This is a genomic window from Vibrio sp. SNU_ST1, from assembly GCF_030563405.1.
Classification (GTDB): Bacteria; Pseudomonadota; Gammaproteobacteria; order Enterobacterales; family Vibrionaceae; genus Vibrio.
In genome coordinates this window covers 852,948-867,756 of sequence record NZ_CP130748.1, presented here as the reverse complement: position 1 = coordinate 867,756, position 14,809 = coordinate 852,948, and the positions used below count along the sequence as shown (strand labels likewise).

Below are 14,809 nucleotides of genomic sequence, written 5' to 3'. Positions count from 1 at the left end.
TTACCTTTAAAATCCAAGACTGGATAACAAATCGTCGACTTCATCTTGAGATGCAACAGCATCTTCACGAGCTTCTGGGTTCATGATCGGACCCTCTGGAGCAATAGATGACTTCTTATCTGTCTCTGGTGTTGGTTCTATTTGATTCGCACCAAATACGGTGAGAATCTCTACCAGACGTCCTTCAACCTCATTCACCAAGGTAATAACTTTGCTAATAATCTGCCCAGTTAAATCTTGGAAATCCTGAGCCATCAAGATTTCAGTCAGTTGTCCACGTAGTTCAGTACTATCGCCTTCTACTTGGACAAGTAATCCATCAATGCGGTGGCATAAAGCTTTGAATGTTACTAGCTCAATGCGGCCATGCATCAGTTCATTCCATTGAGGCCTTACTTGAAGTAAACACTCGTGTAAATTAGCTGCAATTGGCATACAGCGATCGACAGCGTCCATCGTTTTGTTCGCCGCAACTTCCGTTTTATCAATGACATACTGAAGGCGATCCCTAGCGTCAGGGATTTCATCCTTTGCGATAACGTTAATACGCTCGTCAAAGTTGAATTGTGTCAAAGAATCATGGAGGTCACGAGTCAGACTGCCTATTTCTTGAAGCATTGGGTTATCTTGAAGATTAAAATTATCTTCATAAATGCTTCTAACAAGAGAATCAGCACCTTGCTGCTCATCGTTTTCAAGCAGCTCTACTAATTTTTTTGCTTGTTCTAATGAAATCATCCTGAGTCCGGCCTTACTCCGCATAGTTTGTGACGCTTCAGCTTTAGAGATAAACGGGAAACAAAAAAGTTAATGTCTCTCTATGAAGCGCCTAAAACAGGTTATTATGAGTGCTTATAAACGCTCAAAAATCTTGTCGAGTTTCTCTTTTAGAGTTGCGGCAGTGAACGGCTTCACAATGTAACCATTAACACCCGCTTGCGCTGCTTCAATGATCTGCTCACGCTTAGCTTCTGCAGTGATCATAAGCACTGGAAGGTGCTTAAGTTCTGCGTCTGCACGGACGTGTTTTAGAAGATCAATACCTTGCATACCCGGCATGTTCCAGTCAGTTACCACGAAATCAAATTCGCCTTTTTTCAGCATAGGTAACGCGGTCAAGCCATCGTCTGCTTCTTGAGTGTTGTTGAAACCTAAATCGCGAAGTAGGTTTTTAACAATTCGGCGCATCGTTGAAAAATCATCAACAATGAGAATTTTCATGTTTTTGTTCAAATTAGCCTCCACTGAATAAAATCAGTGTTGTTAGTCGTTCTGTGTCCAAGCACTTAACTTAGTGCGTAAACGCTGCATAGATTGGCTTAGTATTTGGCTGACACGAGATTCGCTGACACCTAATACTTCCCCAATCTCTTTTAAATTGAGTTCTTCGTCGTAATAAAGCGAAAGCACGAGGCCTTCCCTTTCCGGAAGTTGTTTTATCGAGTCGATCAAAGCTTGGCGGAATGATTCATCTGCAACCCCTTGAAAAGGCGTATTATCTTGAGAGTCTTCATTCGGAGATATTACATCATCAGAGACACCTAAGTCTTCTATCCCTACCAATTTTGAGCAATTAATATCAGTTAAAGCGCTGTGATACTGGTCTAAACTCAGCCCCATGTGCTTTGCCACCTCAGCATCACTGGGATCGCGATTGAGAGTGCCCTCTAATTCCGCGATTGCACTACTGATTTCTCGATTGTTTTTATGAACCGATCTCGGGACCCAATCCCCGCGGCGAATGTCATCCAACATTGCTCCACGAATTCGAATACCTGCGTACGTCTCAAAGCTTGCGCCTTTGGTACCATCATAGTTCTGTTGCGCTTCAATCAGGCCAATCATGCCGGCTTGAATCAAGTCATCAACTAATACATTAGGCGGTAATCGCCCCAACAAATGATGAGCGATACGCTTAACCAACACAGAGTACTTCTCAAAAAAAGCCTGTTGGCTATTGTGATTAGCATGTTGATCGTAAGTAAGCGCTTTATTCACCAAATGGTTCCTCTATAAATTCAGTACGGTTCAGCAGCCTTTCAACAAAAAACTCCAAGTGTCCGCTTGGTGTTTTTGGTATTGGCCAGGTCAATGCCTTATTAGCCAAAGAGCTGATTGCCAATGCAGCTGGAGAGCGAGGAAACGCATCGACTACGATTTTCTGTCTCTTAACTGATTGACGTACTTTATCATCTAAAGGAATACATGCTACGAGTTCGAGGCTCACATTCAAGAAGCGCTCTGTGACCAAAGTCAACTTTGCAAATAATTCTCGGCCTTCGCGGTAGCTTCTGACCATATTTGCAACAATTTTGAATCGCTGAACTTGGTGCTCTCGACTCAACAGCTTAATCAATGCATATGCATCAGTAATCGACGTTGGTTCATCGCAAACCACCACAACCACATCCTGTGCAGCTCTTGAGAAGCTGATGACCATATCGGATATACCCGCTGCGGTATCTACCAATAAGATATCCATCTCGTCTTCAAGCGAACCAAAAGCACGAATCAATCCAGCGTGTTGAGCGTGTGAAAGTTCAGTCATGCTTTGTGTGCCTGATGTCGCTGGAATAATTTTAATTCCGTGCGGCCCTTCGACAATCGCATCCTTAAGTTCACACTCACCAGCCAACACATGCCCAAGATTTCGTTTAGAACGAATGCCAAGCATGATGTCTACGTTAGCTAATCCTAAATCGGCATCCAGCACCATGACTTTCTTGCCTTGGCGAGCCATACAAATAGCCATACCTAACGTTACATTCGATTTACCTACGCCTCCCTTGCCACCCGTTACAGCGATAACTTTTGTGAGTGAAGGCTGGGTTAAGCGACGGAGGCCGCTAGCTTGATCGTGTATCATATTCTCATTCATATTTATCCGCCGCCTAGAGCCCTTCAGAATCGCTATTCCAGTAATGAGGTTCATTCTCTGTCGATTTTTCTAATAACTCATTAGCCTTAGCAATCATGTACTTTGGCTGAGCGATAACGATATCTTCAGGAACTCGTTGACCATTTGCTATATAAGCAACTGGCAATGCATTTTGTATTACCACACTGATGAACTCACCCAAACTAAGCGATTCGTCCAGCTTCGTCAGGATACATCCCGACAGCGGGATTCTTCTAAAGTGTTCAATGGTTTCTTGTAGTACTTTGCGTTGCGCGGTTGCGGGCAACACAAGGTAACTATTGATAACGGAACCACTCTCTTGCATCAATGTGTCTAACTGCTCAGATAGGCGAACATCTCGCTGCCCCATACCTGCAGTATCGACTAGAATCAGGCGACGATTACGTAACTGATATATTACATCGGCCAATTCACTAGAATCTTTAGCAACTCTTACAGGACAACCCATAATTCGACCATAAATCGATAACTGCTCATGTGCACCTATGCGATATGTATCAGTAGTCACTAGCGCAACATTATCCGCACCATATTCCATGGCTGCGCGTGCAGCTAGCTTAGCAACAGTCGTTGTTTTACCTACGCCAGTCGGGCCCAATAAGGCCACAATACCACCGCGTTTTAAAATATCTTTTTGTGTTACAGAGATTTGGTCAGCAACCAATGCCAACAAAGCCTTCCATGCACGTGCCGGTTTGGTATCTTCAGGAATGTAGCAAGCCATTTGGTCAGCAAGCTCAGCAGATACACCCATACGTTCAAGACGTTTAATAAGCATGGCTCTGAGCGGTTCACGACGCTCGACTTCTTGCCACATTAACCCGGACACTTGATGCTCTAACAAACGACGAATTGACGTCATCTCGTCGCGCATCGTTTCCATTTCAGTATCTGAACCTTTGGATTGAGCATTCTCACGACCACGATCATAACGGGTAGGATCTAAGCGAGGTGCTGGACGCTCTACTCTGCGATCTTCGGCAATCAATTTAGATAAACCCGTTTCACGAGCAAAGGCCGAGTCAAGGCTGCCGCTAGAATGCTGGCTACTCTGAGGTTGATGACCGTTACTTGACTGGCGATTGAGCAATGCTGATAACGAGTCTTCATTTTCAGCACGATGTTGTTGCTCGTCGTCGGCGCCATGACTGTATTGCTTTAGCATATTCGCAAAGCGCTTGGTCATTGAGCGCCCACCTTCTGCATTCGGCTGGATGCTAACCTTGTCATCATCTAATTGACGACGCCCAGTTGGTACTTTGGGCTCAGACATTTGAGTGTACTGGCTTTGCGTAGGCGGCTGAGGTTTATTGAGTCTGGGACTTGCTGTCGACGGGCTGGAATCTCCATCAATAGCGGCAACAATTTCCACACCACCTGCGACCTTTTTGTTAGACATGATCACCGCTTCTGAGCCAAGTTCTTCTTTAACTTGGAGCAGAGCTGTTCGCATATCTTTTGCAAAAAATCGTTTAATTTTCAATTCGATCGTCCGTTCTAATTAGGCGGCTTAATTACCAACAGCTTGTACTATGCGTATCTGCTTTTCGTCTGGTATCTCTTGGTAAGATAATACTCTCAAGCTTGGGATCGTGTTTTTCACGAACTTAGCCAGAGTCGAACGTAAAACACCAGAGGTCAATAATACCGCTGGCTCACCTTTCAGTTCTTGCTCTTGTGTCGCGTTACTGAGTGAGGTCTGTAAACGTTCGGCTAAACCAGGTTCAATACCAGCAGATTCTCCCCCGGATGCCTGCATGGTTTGATGCAAGATTTGTTCCAACTCAGGAATCAAAGTTATAACCGGTAATTCTGGCTCTATACCATTGATTTCTTGAACAATTAGTCGTTTTAGTGAGATACGAACAGCTGCAGTTAATATGTCAGGTTCTTGACTCTTAGAAGAGTACTCCGACAAAGTTTGGACAATGGTTCGAATATCACGAATTGGAATCGCTTCATTCAGTAGGTTTTGCAGAACTTTCACAACCACACCAAGCTGTAATTGATCCGGTACAAAACCTTCCACCAACTTAGGTGTTGATCGGCTAAGCATCTCAAGTAAGTTTTGAACTTCTTCGTGGCCAATCAACTGTGAAGCGTTATTCGTTAACTGCTGGCTAAGGTGTGTGGCAAGTACGGTTGAAGAGTCTACAACAGTATAACCTAAGGCTTGTGCGTGTTCACGCTGCTCTTCACGAATCCAGACCGCTTCAAGGCCAAAGGCAGGGTCAATCGTCGGCTCTCCATCTATCATCCCATAGACTTGACCAGGGTTAATCGCGAGCTCCATGTCCGGCTTGATTTCAGCCTCACCAACCGCTACCCCCATCAGGGTAATTCGATAGCTGTTTGGTGTCAGTTCCAGATTATCGCGAATGTGTACTGCTGGAATCAAGAAACCAAAATCTTGAGACAACTTTTTCCGTACACCTTTTACGCGCTCAAGCAATTCTCCACCTTGATCTCTATCAACCAAAGGAATCAAGCGGTACCCCACTTCGAGACCAATAATATCTACGGGTTGAACATCATCCCAAGACAGTTCTTTTTGCGATGCGGGCTTATCACCATTGGCATTCGTAGTTGCAGGTAGATTTTTCTCTTCTACCTTTGCCTTGTTCTTTTTATCGATAAAGTAAGCCCCAGCCCCAGCTACCACAGCAAGGCTTAAGAAGGAGAAATGTGGCATACCAGGAACAATACCCATGATGCCGAGGATAGCTGCGGTGATCATTAGGGCTTTAGGATTATCGAACATTTGGAAGACAAGTTGTTCGCCCATGTCTTCATCAGTATTTTGACGCGTTACCATCATCGCCGCAGCAATAGAAAGCAACAGCGATGGAATTTGTGCAACCAGACCATCACCGATAGTCAGTAGCGTATAGATTTCGATAGCTTCACCAAAACCAAGGTCAAACTGAGCCATACCAATACTCAAGCCGCCAATGATGTTGATGAATAAAATCAAAATACCAGCGATCGCATCGCCTTTAACAAACTTAGATGCACCGTCCATCGAACCGTAAAAGTCAGCCTCTTTGGTCACTTCAAAACGTCGAGTACGAGCCTGATCTTGGTCGATCAAACCCGCATTCAAGTCGGCATCGATTGCCATCTGTTTACCCGGTAGGGCATCTAGGGTGAAACGTGCACTTACTTCCGAAATACGACCCGCACCTTTGGTTACAACCATGAAGTTGATGATCATCAAAATCAAGAACACCACTAGACCTACCGCGTAGTTACCGCCGATAACCACGTTACCGAAGGCTTCAATAACGTTACCGGCCGCGTCACCACCTTCGTGACCATGAAGCAATACCACACGTGTCGAAGCAACGTTCAAAGCTAATCGAAGTAGAGTCGCAATCAGAAGTACGGTCGGGAATGCAGCGAAGTCCAAAGGCCTACGGGTATAAACCGAAACCAGTAACACAACCATGGACAGTGCAATGTTGAAAGTGAAGAACATGTCCAACAAGAAGGCTGGTATTGGCAACACCACCATAGCGAGCGTCGCAAGTACCATAACAGGCGCGCCAATTGCAGGCATCGCACGATTAGGGATTTTAGGCAGCTTGTCCGCAAAAGGCAGGGAGAATTTCATAAGTCTAGACAGTTTCGCTATGTTGTAGCCATCTCACTAAGCTATTTGAGGCTCAGGTCTAAGCTATGTTGCTATGATTTATAGTGCATAGATTCAAATGCACAGGTTTATAATACTAAGATTTATACTGCTCGGGTTTATAACACGAGCATTTATAATGCTCAGATTTACAATGCTAAGGTTATCAATGATCGGCTTATAATATTCTGGGTTGATATAGCAAACACTGTACCAACACTTTTCGTCAAATTATTGCCATCGCCTCTTTAAAAAGAGGATTAGCTAGCCCGCTATTATCAGGGTTCATCAAGCAGAGCTCAAGCAATTGATCTAATGTCGTAAATCAGGTGGGATCGGCATATTAGAATCTTGGAGTTTTGGCCTCTCTCCGCCTCGTTTTCGGTACTGTTTCAGTTGAAACACATATGCAAGCACTTGAGCAACCGCCGTAAACAGACCGTCAGGAATTTGTTGTTCTAACTCGGTAGTGTGATAAAGCGCCCTAGCCAATGGTGGCGCAGGAACAATATAGATGTCATTTTCACGGGCAATTTCACGGATCTTCATTGCCATATGATCAACACCTTTAGCAACTACAACAGGTGCTTTGTCTTGATTCTGCTTATAGCGTAGAGCCACCGAGAAATGCTCCGGGTTGGTCACAATCACATCCGCTTGAGGTACGTCAGCCATCATACGGCGCTGAGCGGCTTCTCTTTGCAACATACGAATGCGCCCCTTAACTTCAGGCTTACCTTCTGTATCTTTGTGTTCATCTTTAATTTCTTGTTTGGTCATCTTCAGCTGATCGGCGTGTTGCCAAATCTGGAACGGGATATCAATCGCCACCACGATAAGTAAAGAGCAGCTGATCAGCAGAATAAAATTAAGCAAGATATCTAAAGCGTGGAAGATATTCTGTGGGTATACCTCCATGCTCAGTTGCATTAAATCGTGTTGAGAAGCTTGAATAAGATAGATGGCCATTCCCGAAACAAGTGCCACTTTCAAGATAGATTTCAACAGTTCAACCCAACTCTGCAGGCCAAACATACGCTTAATACCACTGAGTGGGTTTAGCTTAGACGCCTTAGGCATCGCCGCCTGCATAGAGAAATTAATCCCCCCGACACCCGCCGCACCAATGACGGCTGCAACAAATAAGGTTATCAGGATTAAGAACAGCGGGAACAACAGGTTCACTAATGCGCCACCCGCAATTTCGAGGAGTTTTGTAGCATCAAAAACTTCTTCCCGACTCAGAGAAAACAGACGTTGCATTGTTTCGAACAAAGCTTTCGCCATCGATTCACCAAACCACATTAAAGCAATCGCACCAACAATAAGTACCGACGCCGACGCTAACTCTTTTGACCTTGCAACCTGCCCTTTATCTTTGGCCTGTTGCAAGCGTTTGGGCGTGGCGTCTTCCGTGCGTTCTTGACCGTCTGACTCTGCCATTTTAGTCTCCTAGCACTCTAACCTGATTAGACGACATATCTGTTGTTCGGTTTGTATCCAGAATAACTCATAGTGACTAAACAAGCCGCCAAGGATATACCAACAAAGCAATAGGCCCACGAGTAGCGCAAATGAGAAACCCAAAGAAAAGATATTTAGTTGAGGCGCCGCACGCGTCATTACACCAAACGAAAGGTTAATCGTCAGCAGCGCAATAATACCAGACAATGACATTGCTAATGCTGTTTTGAACATGATACCCAACCACAGAGCAAGCTCTCTATAATCAACAGAGGTCAAACTTCCACTGCCAATAGGTAAAGTCTTAAAGCTGAACACCACCAGCTGCAGCATTTTCAAGTGACCGTCTGTCTCCAAAAAAAACATGGTCGCTAGCAACATAAACAACTGGCCCAGTACTGGCGTGTTTTGCCCGTTAGCCGGATCCACCATAGAGGCGAAACCCAAGCTTGATTGCATACCCAAGATCTGGCCGAGCATTACGAAAGTTTGAATCATGAATTGGGTGACAAACCCCATGGCAACGCCAATCACGATTTGTTCAAATACAGTCAAGAACCCTTGGAAAGAGAGCAGCTCAATCTCTTTAGGAACAGCGGGAATCGCTGGCATCACCGCGAAGGTGATCGCTAAACCTAAATACAGACGAATACGTGGCGACACAAAGCGCGCACCGGTTACTGTCATCACCATCAGCATGGCTGAGATGCGAGTATAGGGCCAAAAATAATTGGCTAACCACTCTAGTACAAGGCTCGTTGGGTATTCCATATCGGTTTAGTAAAGAACTTGTGGCAAGCGTTCGATGAGTTCGAAAAAGAACTCCATCATCATTTGGGTCATCCAATGTGCAAACATCATCAACGCTAATAACGTCACGATCAAACGTGGTAGGAAACTTAAAGTTTGTTCATTGATCGAAGTAGCCGCTTGGAAAACAGCCACAACCAAACCAATCAGCAGGCTAGGAATAATTATGGCGCAAACCATAATTAGTACCATCCAAAGGGCATCTTGGAACAAATCTACGAATATTTCAGGATTCATGCTTCCCCCAGCTACAAGGCAAAACTGCCGGCGAGTGTGGAGAGTATCAAATTCCAACCATCAACAAGGACGAACAACATCAACTTAAACGGCAGCGATACAATCATTGGTGACAACATCATCATACCCATGGCCATCAAAACTGATGCCACCACCAAGTCGATAATTAGGAACGGCAAGAACAACATAAAGCCTATCTGGAAAGCTGTTTTCAATTCAGACGTGATAAACGCAGGAATCAGAACCGCCATTGAAACATCTTCTGGGTTGGTTACTTGCGCACCGGATATCTCAACAAAAGTTTCAAGATCTTTGATTCGAGTCTGTTTAAGCATAAAAGACTTAATCGGCCCTTGGGCAACATCAAACGCCTGTCGCGCTGATATCTGTTCATTCAAATAAGGCTGAACAGCTTGTTCATTTACCTGACTGATTACTGGCGACATGATGAAGAAGGTCAGAAATATCGCAATGCCAATAATCACTTGGTTTGAAGGTGTTTGTTGGAGACCCATTGCCTGACGCAAAATCGACATCACAACAACAATACGGGTGAACGACGTCATCAAAATCACCATCGCCGGCAAGAAGCCAAGCATGGTCATTAACGCAAGAATTTGCAGGTTAATCGAGTAGTCTTCACCGCCATTGGCATTGGTGGTCATGGTAAAGGCAGGTATACCGCCACCATTACCGGTTAAGCTACCTGTGGTCATAGTCTTCGATTTGGCTTGGTCTTGCTGCATCGTACTGATAGTGACCGACTCAGATCCAGCCGTATTCGCAGGAATGACAGTGCCATCTTCAACCTGTGCCAATACTGACACGCTGAATACGAGAGAGCTGAATATAATGAGCAGAACCAACCACACTTTCACCGTACGGAAAAATCCGGCACGGCAAAAGTAAAATGGATTCAAAAATCCGTTACTTGTTTGCATCTTTTTTTATTAGCTGGGAAAGCTGACTTGAAAATGTACTTTTTTCCAGCATCTCCTGAGTAAGAGGTTTATCGAGCTTAGAGATCAGCTGAATCGATTGTGTGGTAATGCCTACCAAGAACTGTTCATCACCCGCTTGTACAATAGCGATACGTTCTTTTGTGCCTACCGGAATTTGCCTAATAATCGCCAAACCTTGTTGATTCGACATCGCTGGCACTTGCATTCGCTTCAGTAGCCAAGCAATAAATAAAATGAAGGCTATAACGAAAATTAGCGACCCAAAGGTGGTCGCTAAATCGAGAGAAGGAGGCGTTGCCGCAAAGGCAATAGAAGGAGTAGCAAGTAGCCCTACCCCCAATACTCTGCGAGACAAACCTGTCATACCGCGAAATAAACTTTTCATTCCACGAGAAAAATTTGTCATTCCACAAAACCATCCTACTAATCTTAGAGGCGAAAAGCTCATTAACGCAGCTTCTTAATACGTTCTGTTTGACTAATCACGTCTGTCAAACGAATACCAAATTTGTCATTCACCACAACCACTTCTCCATGAGCAATCAGAGTGCCGTTAACCATCACGTCAAGTGACTCACCAGCAATTCTATCTAGCTCAACAACCGAACCTTGGTTCAATTGAAGTAAGTTACGGATACTGATTTGAGAGCGGCCGACTTCCATTGAGATAGTCACGGGGATATCCATAATGGTATCCAGCTTACGACGCTCATCTTCTGAAATTGGAGACGATGAGTCGGTTAACTCATCAAGTGGTGCCGCGAGAACATCATCAACATCGATTGACGGTGCTGAAGGGTCTTCACCAAGTGCTGCAGCCCATTCGTCTGCTAGCTTTTGATCTTCACTAGGTTCCATTACCAATTCCTATACTTTTATCTACTTTGCTATTCTTCATCTTCGCTATTTTCCAACTCAGACATTAAGTCTTTGCCAAGAAAGGCGAGATCGGTTTTGACCACATGAGGTCTTTCAATTTTTTCAGAAATCTGTACCGCGAGCTTCTCACCAGAACGGCCCATTTTCACACGATAGGTCGGCAGTTCTTCAACAAACATGGTTGCATGCTCAGGCATATTCATTGGAATCACGTCACCAGGACGCAGTTCCATCAGGTCTCTCAGGGAAATATCTTGCTCTAGCAAGTTCACGCGAAAGTTAACCGGTACATCCATGATTTCATCACGCAATGCAGAGCTCCAACGAACGTCGGTTTCCATTTTATCTGATTGGACACCAGCATCCAGCAGTTCACGAATCGGCTCAACCATTGAGTAAGGCATAACCACATGGAAATCACCACCGCCGCCATCGACTTCAATGTGAAATGAACTCACAACAATCACTTCGGTTGGGCTCACAATGTTAGCCATACTTGGGTTTACTTCAGAGTCCAAGTATTCAAACTCAACGCCCATTACTGGAGACCAAGCTTCTTTGTAATCTTCAAAAACAATTTTCAGTAGTAACTGAATAATTCGTCTTTCCGTTGGCGTAAATTCACGACCTTCAATCTTGGCGTGAAAACGGCCATCACCACCAAAAAAGTTCTCTACGAGAATAAAAACAAGCCGTGCTTCCATCGTGATTAGCGCAGTACCTTTTAACGGGCGGAAGCGAACCATGTTTAAACTTGTGGGTACATAAAGTGTGTTCTGGTACTCACCAAATTTCATCATCTGTACGCCGTTAATCGACACTTCAGCCGTTTTACGCAACATATTAAACAAGCTAATACGCATATGACGTGCGAAACGCTCGTTAATAAGTTCAAGGGTCGGCATTCGACCACGAACGATTCGATCTTGTGATGAGAAATCAAAATTGACCGTATTGTCACTTTCGGTTTCTAAGACATCTTCAACATCTTCAACATCATCAACGCCATGTAATAGCGCATCAATTTCGTCTTGGCTTAATAAATCGGTCACATATTACCTATTGAATTACAAAGTCAGTGAATAACACTTTTTCAATTACCGGTTGGCCAACAGCTTGAGTCAAGCTTGCTTTAATATCTTCAGTCGCCTTGTTCCGCAGTTCAACTCTCCCGGCAGGAGATCGTAATTGATCGACCGTCGCCGAAGCAAATGTGGCAAGTAGTGCGCTTTCAACAAGTGGAGAGTGGTATCGAGCGAGAACTTCATTCTTCATACCACGTACCATCAGCTGTACTTTTATCTGAACTAAACGATCTTTCTTATCGCCCGTAACGTTAAATAAGAAAGCTTGAGGCACATTAACATAGACCACTGGATCTGCACCCATGAGTTGAACCTCAGCTGACGACCCAGCACCCTCAACCTTATCATCGGAACCCATTAAGAAAAATGCGGCACCACCACCTCCAAGTAACAGCACAACAACCGCGATAGCGATAATGAGGAGCTTACTCTTTCCTTTCGGTGTTTCTTGTTCTTCTGCCATATTCAGCTCTAACTTCCTGTTCTTCTATTAACTAACGGTTCTTTCTATTAGCTAAGTATTCTTTCTATTAGCTAAGAGTTTTAGCCTGATACTAGGCATAATAACTAATTCCATCACGCTTTGACGTGACATTCAATTCAAGATTGCTGTTGCTATCAAGGTTTTCATCACCTTGACCATCATTTATACGGTTAGAGCCTGATTGTTGCTCGCCATTATTGTACCTGTCTTGCCCCTGACCAGTATTCTGTTGCTGAACTGAAGACTCAGCAAGCTGCATCCCTTGCTGAGCGAGCATCTCCCTCAAACGAGGTAAGGTTTGTTCAATAACTTCTCTCGCTTGTTGGCTACCGACAGTAAAGTGCACGTTCGCCACATCATTATTCATGGTCATACGAATTTTCATCTGCCCCAACTCTGGTGGGTCAAGACGGATATCCAAGTTCTTGAGATTCTTAGACATCATCATTTGGACTTTTTCCGCCACCTGCTCGTTCGCTAACTCTTTAGTGAGTTGCAAAGGTGCCTGTTGAGCCGCTTGAATTTCAGCTCGCGTAGGTGCTGAACCCACCGTAGCTGTACCTTGTGCGCCAGACGCCGAGGCTATCTGCTGAGCAAAGGTCGAATCTTTAGAATCTTCTTTAGCACCGGCTTTGCCCAAACCAGACAATGCCGCGGCACCTGCGCCCGCTTTAAGAAGCGCATCAGTAGAGCCTGCTTTTGTAGTGACTGGCGCTGTATTCATCGCGATCCCTTGCGCGGTTAAAGCTGGATCCAACGTTGCTTGCTGCTGAGGTGAAGCAACATTAGCTTGTTGAGCGGCTGCATGTGCATTGTTAGCGTGCAGCATTGCTGCCTTATCCGTAAGAGCATTGTTTGTTGATTGAGAAGCGGCCTGCGCTGACACTTGTTGTGCAGCCGTCGCTACAGCTGCTGTTGATGCTGCCGCAGCTAAAGCTTTAGTTTCGCTTGAATCCGTATTATCCCAATCAATAGCAGCGGGTTCACCAGACGCGCTGGTCACAACCGGAGCTTGATTTAGCAAAGCCGTTGCTTGTTGTTGAACGTTAGTGAGCTGTTGATTCAACAGGTCTAAGTTAGAGGTCGCTTTAGCCAAAGCGGCTTGCTCATCAACCGTCAACTTAGCACCACTTTGTTGCTTCTTAAGCAAGCTATCGACAACAGACTGTTCTGATTCGATTTGTCCATTCAATTGTTTTAGTGCTTTGGTATGGGCATCAACCTGCTTGGCTAGTTCAATATCCGCAGCTGAGATTGCTTGGCTCTGTTCGGCCACCGCAGCGCTAGCCGCATTCTTTTGACTCAGCTCTCGGTTCATACTAGCTTCAATTTGTTCTGGAGTGACGCCTTTATCCATCAACTGTCGGATTTCATCATCAGTCAGCTGAGACACCCCCTTACCTCCGGTAAGAACAGCGATTTCAGAATCCACCTCAAGACTATTCTCTTGGGTTGCTGCATTCGTTTGCAGTGTTGCCTTATCCGTAACGGAAGCTACTGCAACTGAGACACCGGGGATATTACCTTGGGCTTTATCTACCTGACCTTGCTGAGGCAAGCCTTTGCCGTTTGGCGCTTGATTTAGAGTTTTGTTTGCCTCATCCAATTGACCAAGCAATTTATTACCTTCACTCATCGCAGCATTAGCTTGCGATGCCTGCGTAGAGCCATCCACAGCTGATGAACCCTGAGTTTGGGATTGAGCAACCTGTTCCTTAGAATCGTTAGTCGTAACCTGCGCATCTTTACCTGCCGCCTTATCTGCGACAGTTTTATCAGCGATAGTGCTATCAGTACCCGAATTGGCTTTGAGCTTAACCTCAGATCCAGACGCAGCCTCTGCAGATGTTTCCTCAGCAGCTTTCTCGCCTTCTACTTCTGAAGCTACTAGCTTGCTTTGCGCTTCGCTTACTTCGTCAGCAGCCTTTGATTCAGCTGAATCACCTTTGTTCGCTTCGGCTGACGCTTCACCTTCGGTAGAGGCCTGTTTAGCATCAGGTTTCGCGGTACTTTCTGTGTCTTTTGCTGCGACTTTACTGTCACTTTCTTCAAAGCCTAGTGCTTCTTTGAAAGACTCAAAGAAACCTTTAGAGTCTCCAGTTTCTTCTACCTTTGAAGAGGCAGAACCGGACTCCAACAACGATGACGTTTTGTTGGTCGCTGAATTTGAGGAAAGACTAACATTCATATATACAAGCTCTATCTACTAGCTTTGCTGCCATGAATCGGACAACAAAAAGAAAGTCGGATGCTTTTTATGCCTTTGGTGAGCATAACTCGCAATTTTATATAAAACAGAGCAAGAAACATGCCTATAAGTTTTAAGTCTGCAATCTG

15 protein-coding genes are annotated in these 14,809 nt (G+C 44.8%); all 15 read right to left on the bottom strand.

The window, feature by feature from the left end; all coding sequences use genetic code 11:
* Positions 1–6: 6 nt before the first annotated feature.
* The 15 genes from Q5H80_RS03940 to Q5H80_RS03870 all read right to left on the bottom strand — a co-directional run bounded on the left by Q5H80_RS03940 (position 7) and on the right by Q5H80_RS03870 (position 14,660).
* A complete protein-coding gene (locus Q5H80_RS03940) occupies positions 7–738 on the bottom strand; it encodes a protein phosphatase CheZ (protein WP_304568909.1) in 732 nt (243 codons plus the stop codon).
* A 114-nt stretch (positions 739–852) separates the two neighbouring features.
* A complete protein-coding gene (cheY, locus tag Q5H80_RS03935) occupies positions 853–1,221 on the bottom strand; it encodes a chemotaxis response regulator CheY (protein ID WP_012603445.1) in 369 nt (122 codons plus the stop codon).
* A 42-nt stretch (positions 1,222–1,263) separates the two neighbouring features.
* The gene (locus Q5H80_RS03930; RefSeq protein WP_009848537.1) at positions 1,264–1,998 is read right to left on the bottom strand and encodes an RNA polymerase sigma factor FliA; all 735 of its coding nucleotides are present in this window, start codon (positions 1,996–1,998) and stop codon (positions 1,264–1,266) included.
* The gene (locus Q5H80_RS03925; protein ID WP_009848538.1) at positions 1,991–2,878 is read right to left on the bottom strand and encodes a MinD/ParA family protein; all 888 of its coding nucleotides are present in this window, start codon (positions 2,876–2,878) and stop codon (positions 1,991–1,993) included. Before Q5H80_RS03925 ends, Q5H80_RS03930 begins: the two co-directional genes overlap by 8 nt.
* A 13-nt stretch (positions 2,879–2,891) precedes the next feature.
* Positions 2,892–4,403 carry a flagellar biosynthesis protein FlhF gene (gene flhF, locus Q5H80_RS03920; RefSeq protein WP_304568908.1) on the bottom strand — a complete coding sequence of 504 codons (1,512 nt, stop codon included), beginning with the start codon at positions 4,401–4,403 and terminating at the stop codon, positions 2,892–2,894.
* A gap of 27 nt (positions 4,404–4,430) precedes the next feature.
* Positions 4,431–6,533 carry a flagellar biosynthesis protein FlhA gene (gene flhA, locus Q5H80_RS03915; protein ID WP_304568907.1) on the bottom strand — a complete coding sequence of 701 codons (2,103 nt, stop codon included), beginning with the start codon at positions 6,531–6,533 and terminating at the stop codon, positions 4,431–4,433.
* Between the two features lie 330 nt (positions 6,534–6,863).
* A complete protein-coding gene (flhB, locus tag Q5H80_RS03910) occupies positions 6,864–7,994 on the bottom strand; it encodes a flagellar biosynthesis protein FlhB (RefSeq protein WP_304568906.1) in 1,131 nt (376 codons plus the stop codon).
* 9 nt (positions 7,995–8,003) lie between these two features.
* Complete coding sequence (fliR, locus tag Q5H80_RS03905; RefSeq protein ID WP_009848542.1) at positions 8,004–8,786, bottom strand: flagellar biosynthetic protein FliR; 783 nt, start codon at positions 8,784–8,786, stop codon at positions 8,004–8,006.
* Between the two features lie 6 nt (positions 8,787–8,792).
* Positions 8,793–9,062 (bottom strand): flagellar biosynthesis protein FliQ, encoded by a 270-nt coding sequence (gene fliQ / locus Q5H80_RS03900; protein WP_009848543.1) that lies wholly within the window; start codon positions 9,060–9,062, stop codon positions 8,793–8,795.
* 11 nt (positions 9,063–9,073) lie between these two features.
* Positions 9,074–10,003, bottom strand: coding sequence for a flagellar type III secretion system pore protein FliP (gene fliP, locus Q5H80_RS03895; RefSeq protein ID WP_304568904.1), 930 nt, complete (start codon positions 10,001–10,003; stop codon positions 9,074–9,076).
* Positions 9,990–10,430, bottom strand: coding sequence for a flagellar biosynthetic protein FliO (fliO, locus tag Q5H80_RS03890; RefSeq protein WP_304568902.1), 441 nt, complete (start codon positions 10,428–10,430; stop codon positions 9,990–9,992). Before fliO ends, fliP begins: the two co-directional genes overlap by 14 nt.
* 41 nt (positions 10,431–10,471) lie before the next feature.
* Positions 10,472–10,882: a flagellar motor switch protein FliN gene (fliN, locus tag Q5H80_RS03885; RefSeq protein ID WP_004739851.1), complete on the bottom strand. Its 411-nt coding sequence runs from the start codon at positions 10,880–10,882 to the stop codon at positions 10,472–10,474.
* A 29-nt stretch (positions 10,883–10,911) separates the two neighbouring features.
* Positions 10,912–11,955, bottom strand: a complete 1,044-nt coding sequence (gene fliM / locus Q5H80_RS03880; protein WP_009848546.1) for a flagellar motor switch protein FliM — start codon at positions 11,953–11,955, stop codon at positions 10,912–10,914.
* A gap of 7 nt (positions 11,956–11,962) precedes the next feature.
* A complete protein-coding gene (gene fliL, locus Q5H80_RS03875; protein WP_304568885.1) occupies positions 11,963–12,451 on the bottom strand; it encodes a flagellar basal body-associated protein FliL in 489 nt (162 codons plus the stop codon).
* 91 nt (positions 12,452–12,542) lie between these two features.
* Positions 12,543–14,660 carry a flagellar hook-length control protein FliK gene (locus Q5H80_RS03870; RefSeq protein ID WP_304568884.1) on the bottom strand — a complete coding sequence of 706 codons (2,118 nt, stop codon included), beginning with the start codon at positions 14,658–14,660 and terminating at the stop codon, positions 12,543–12,545.
* Between the last annotated feature and the right edge of the window lie 149 nt (positions 14,661–14,809).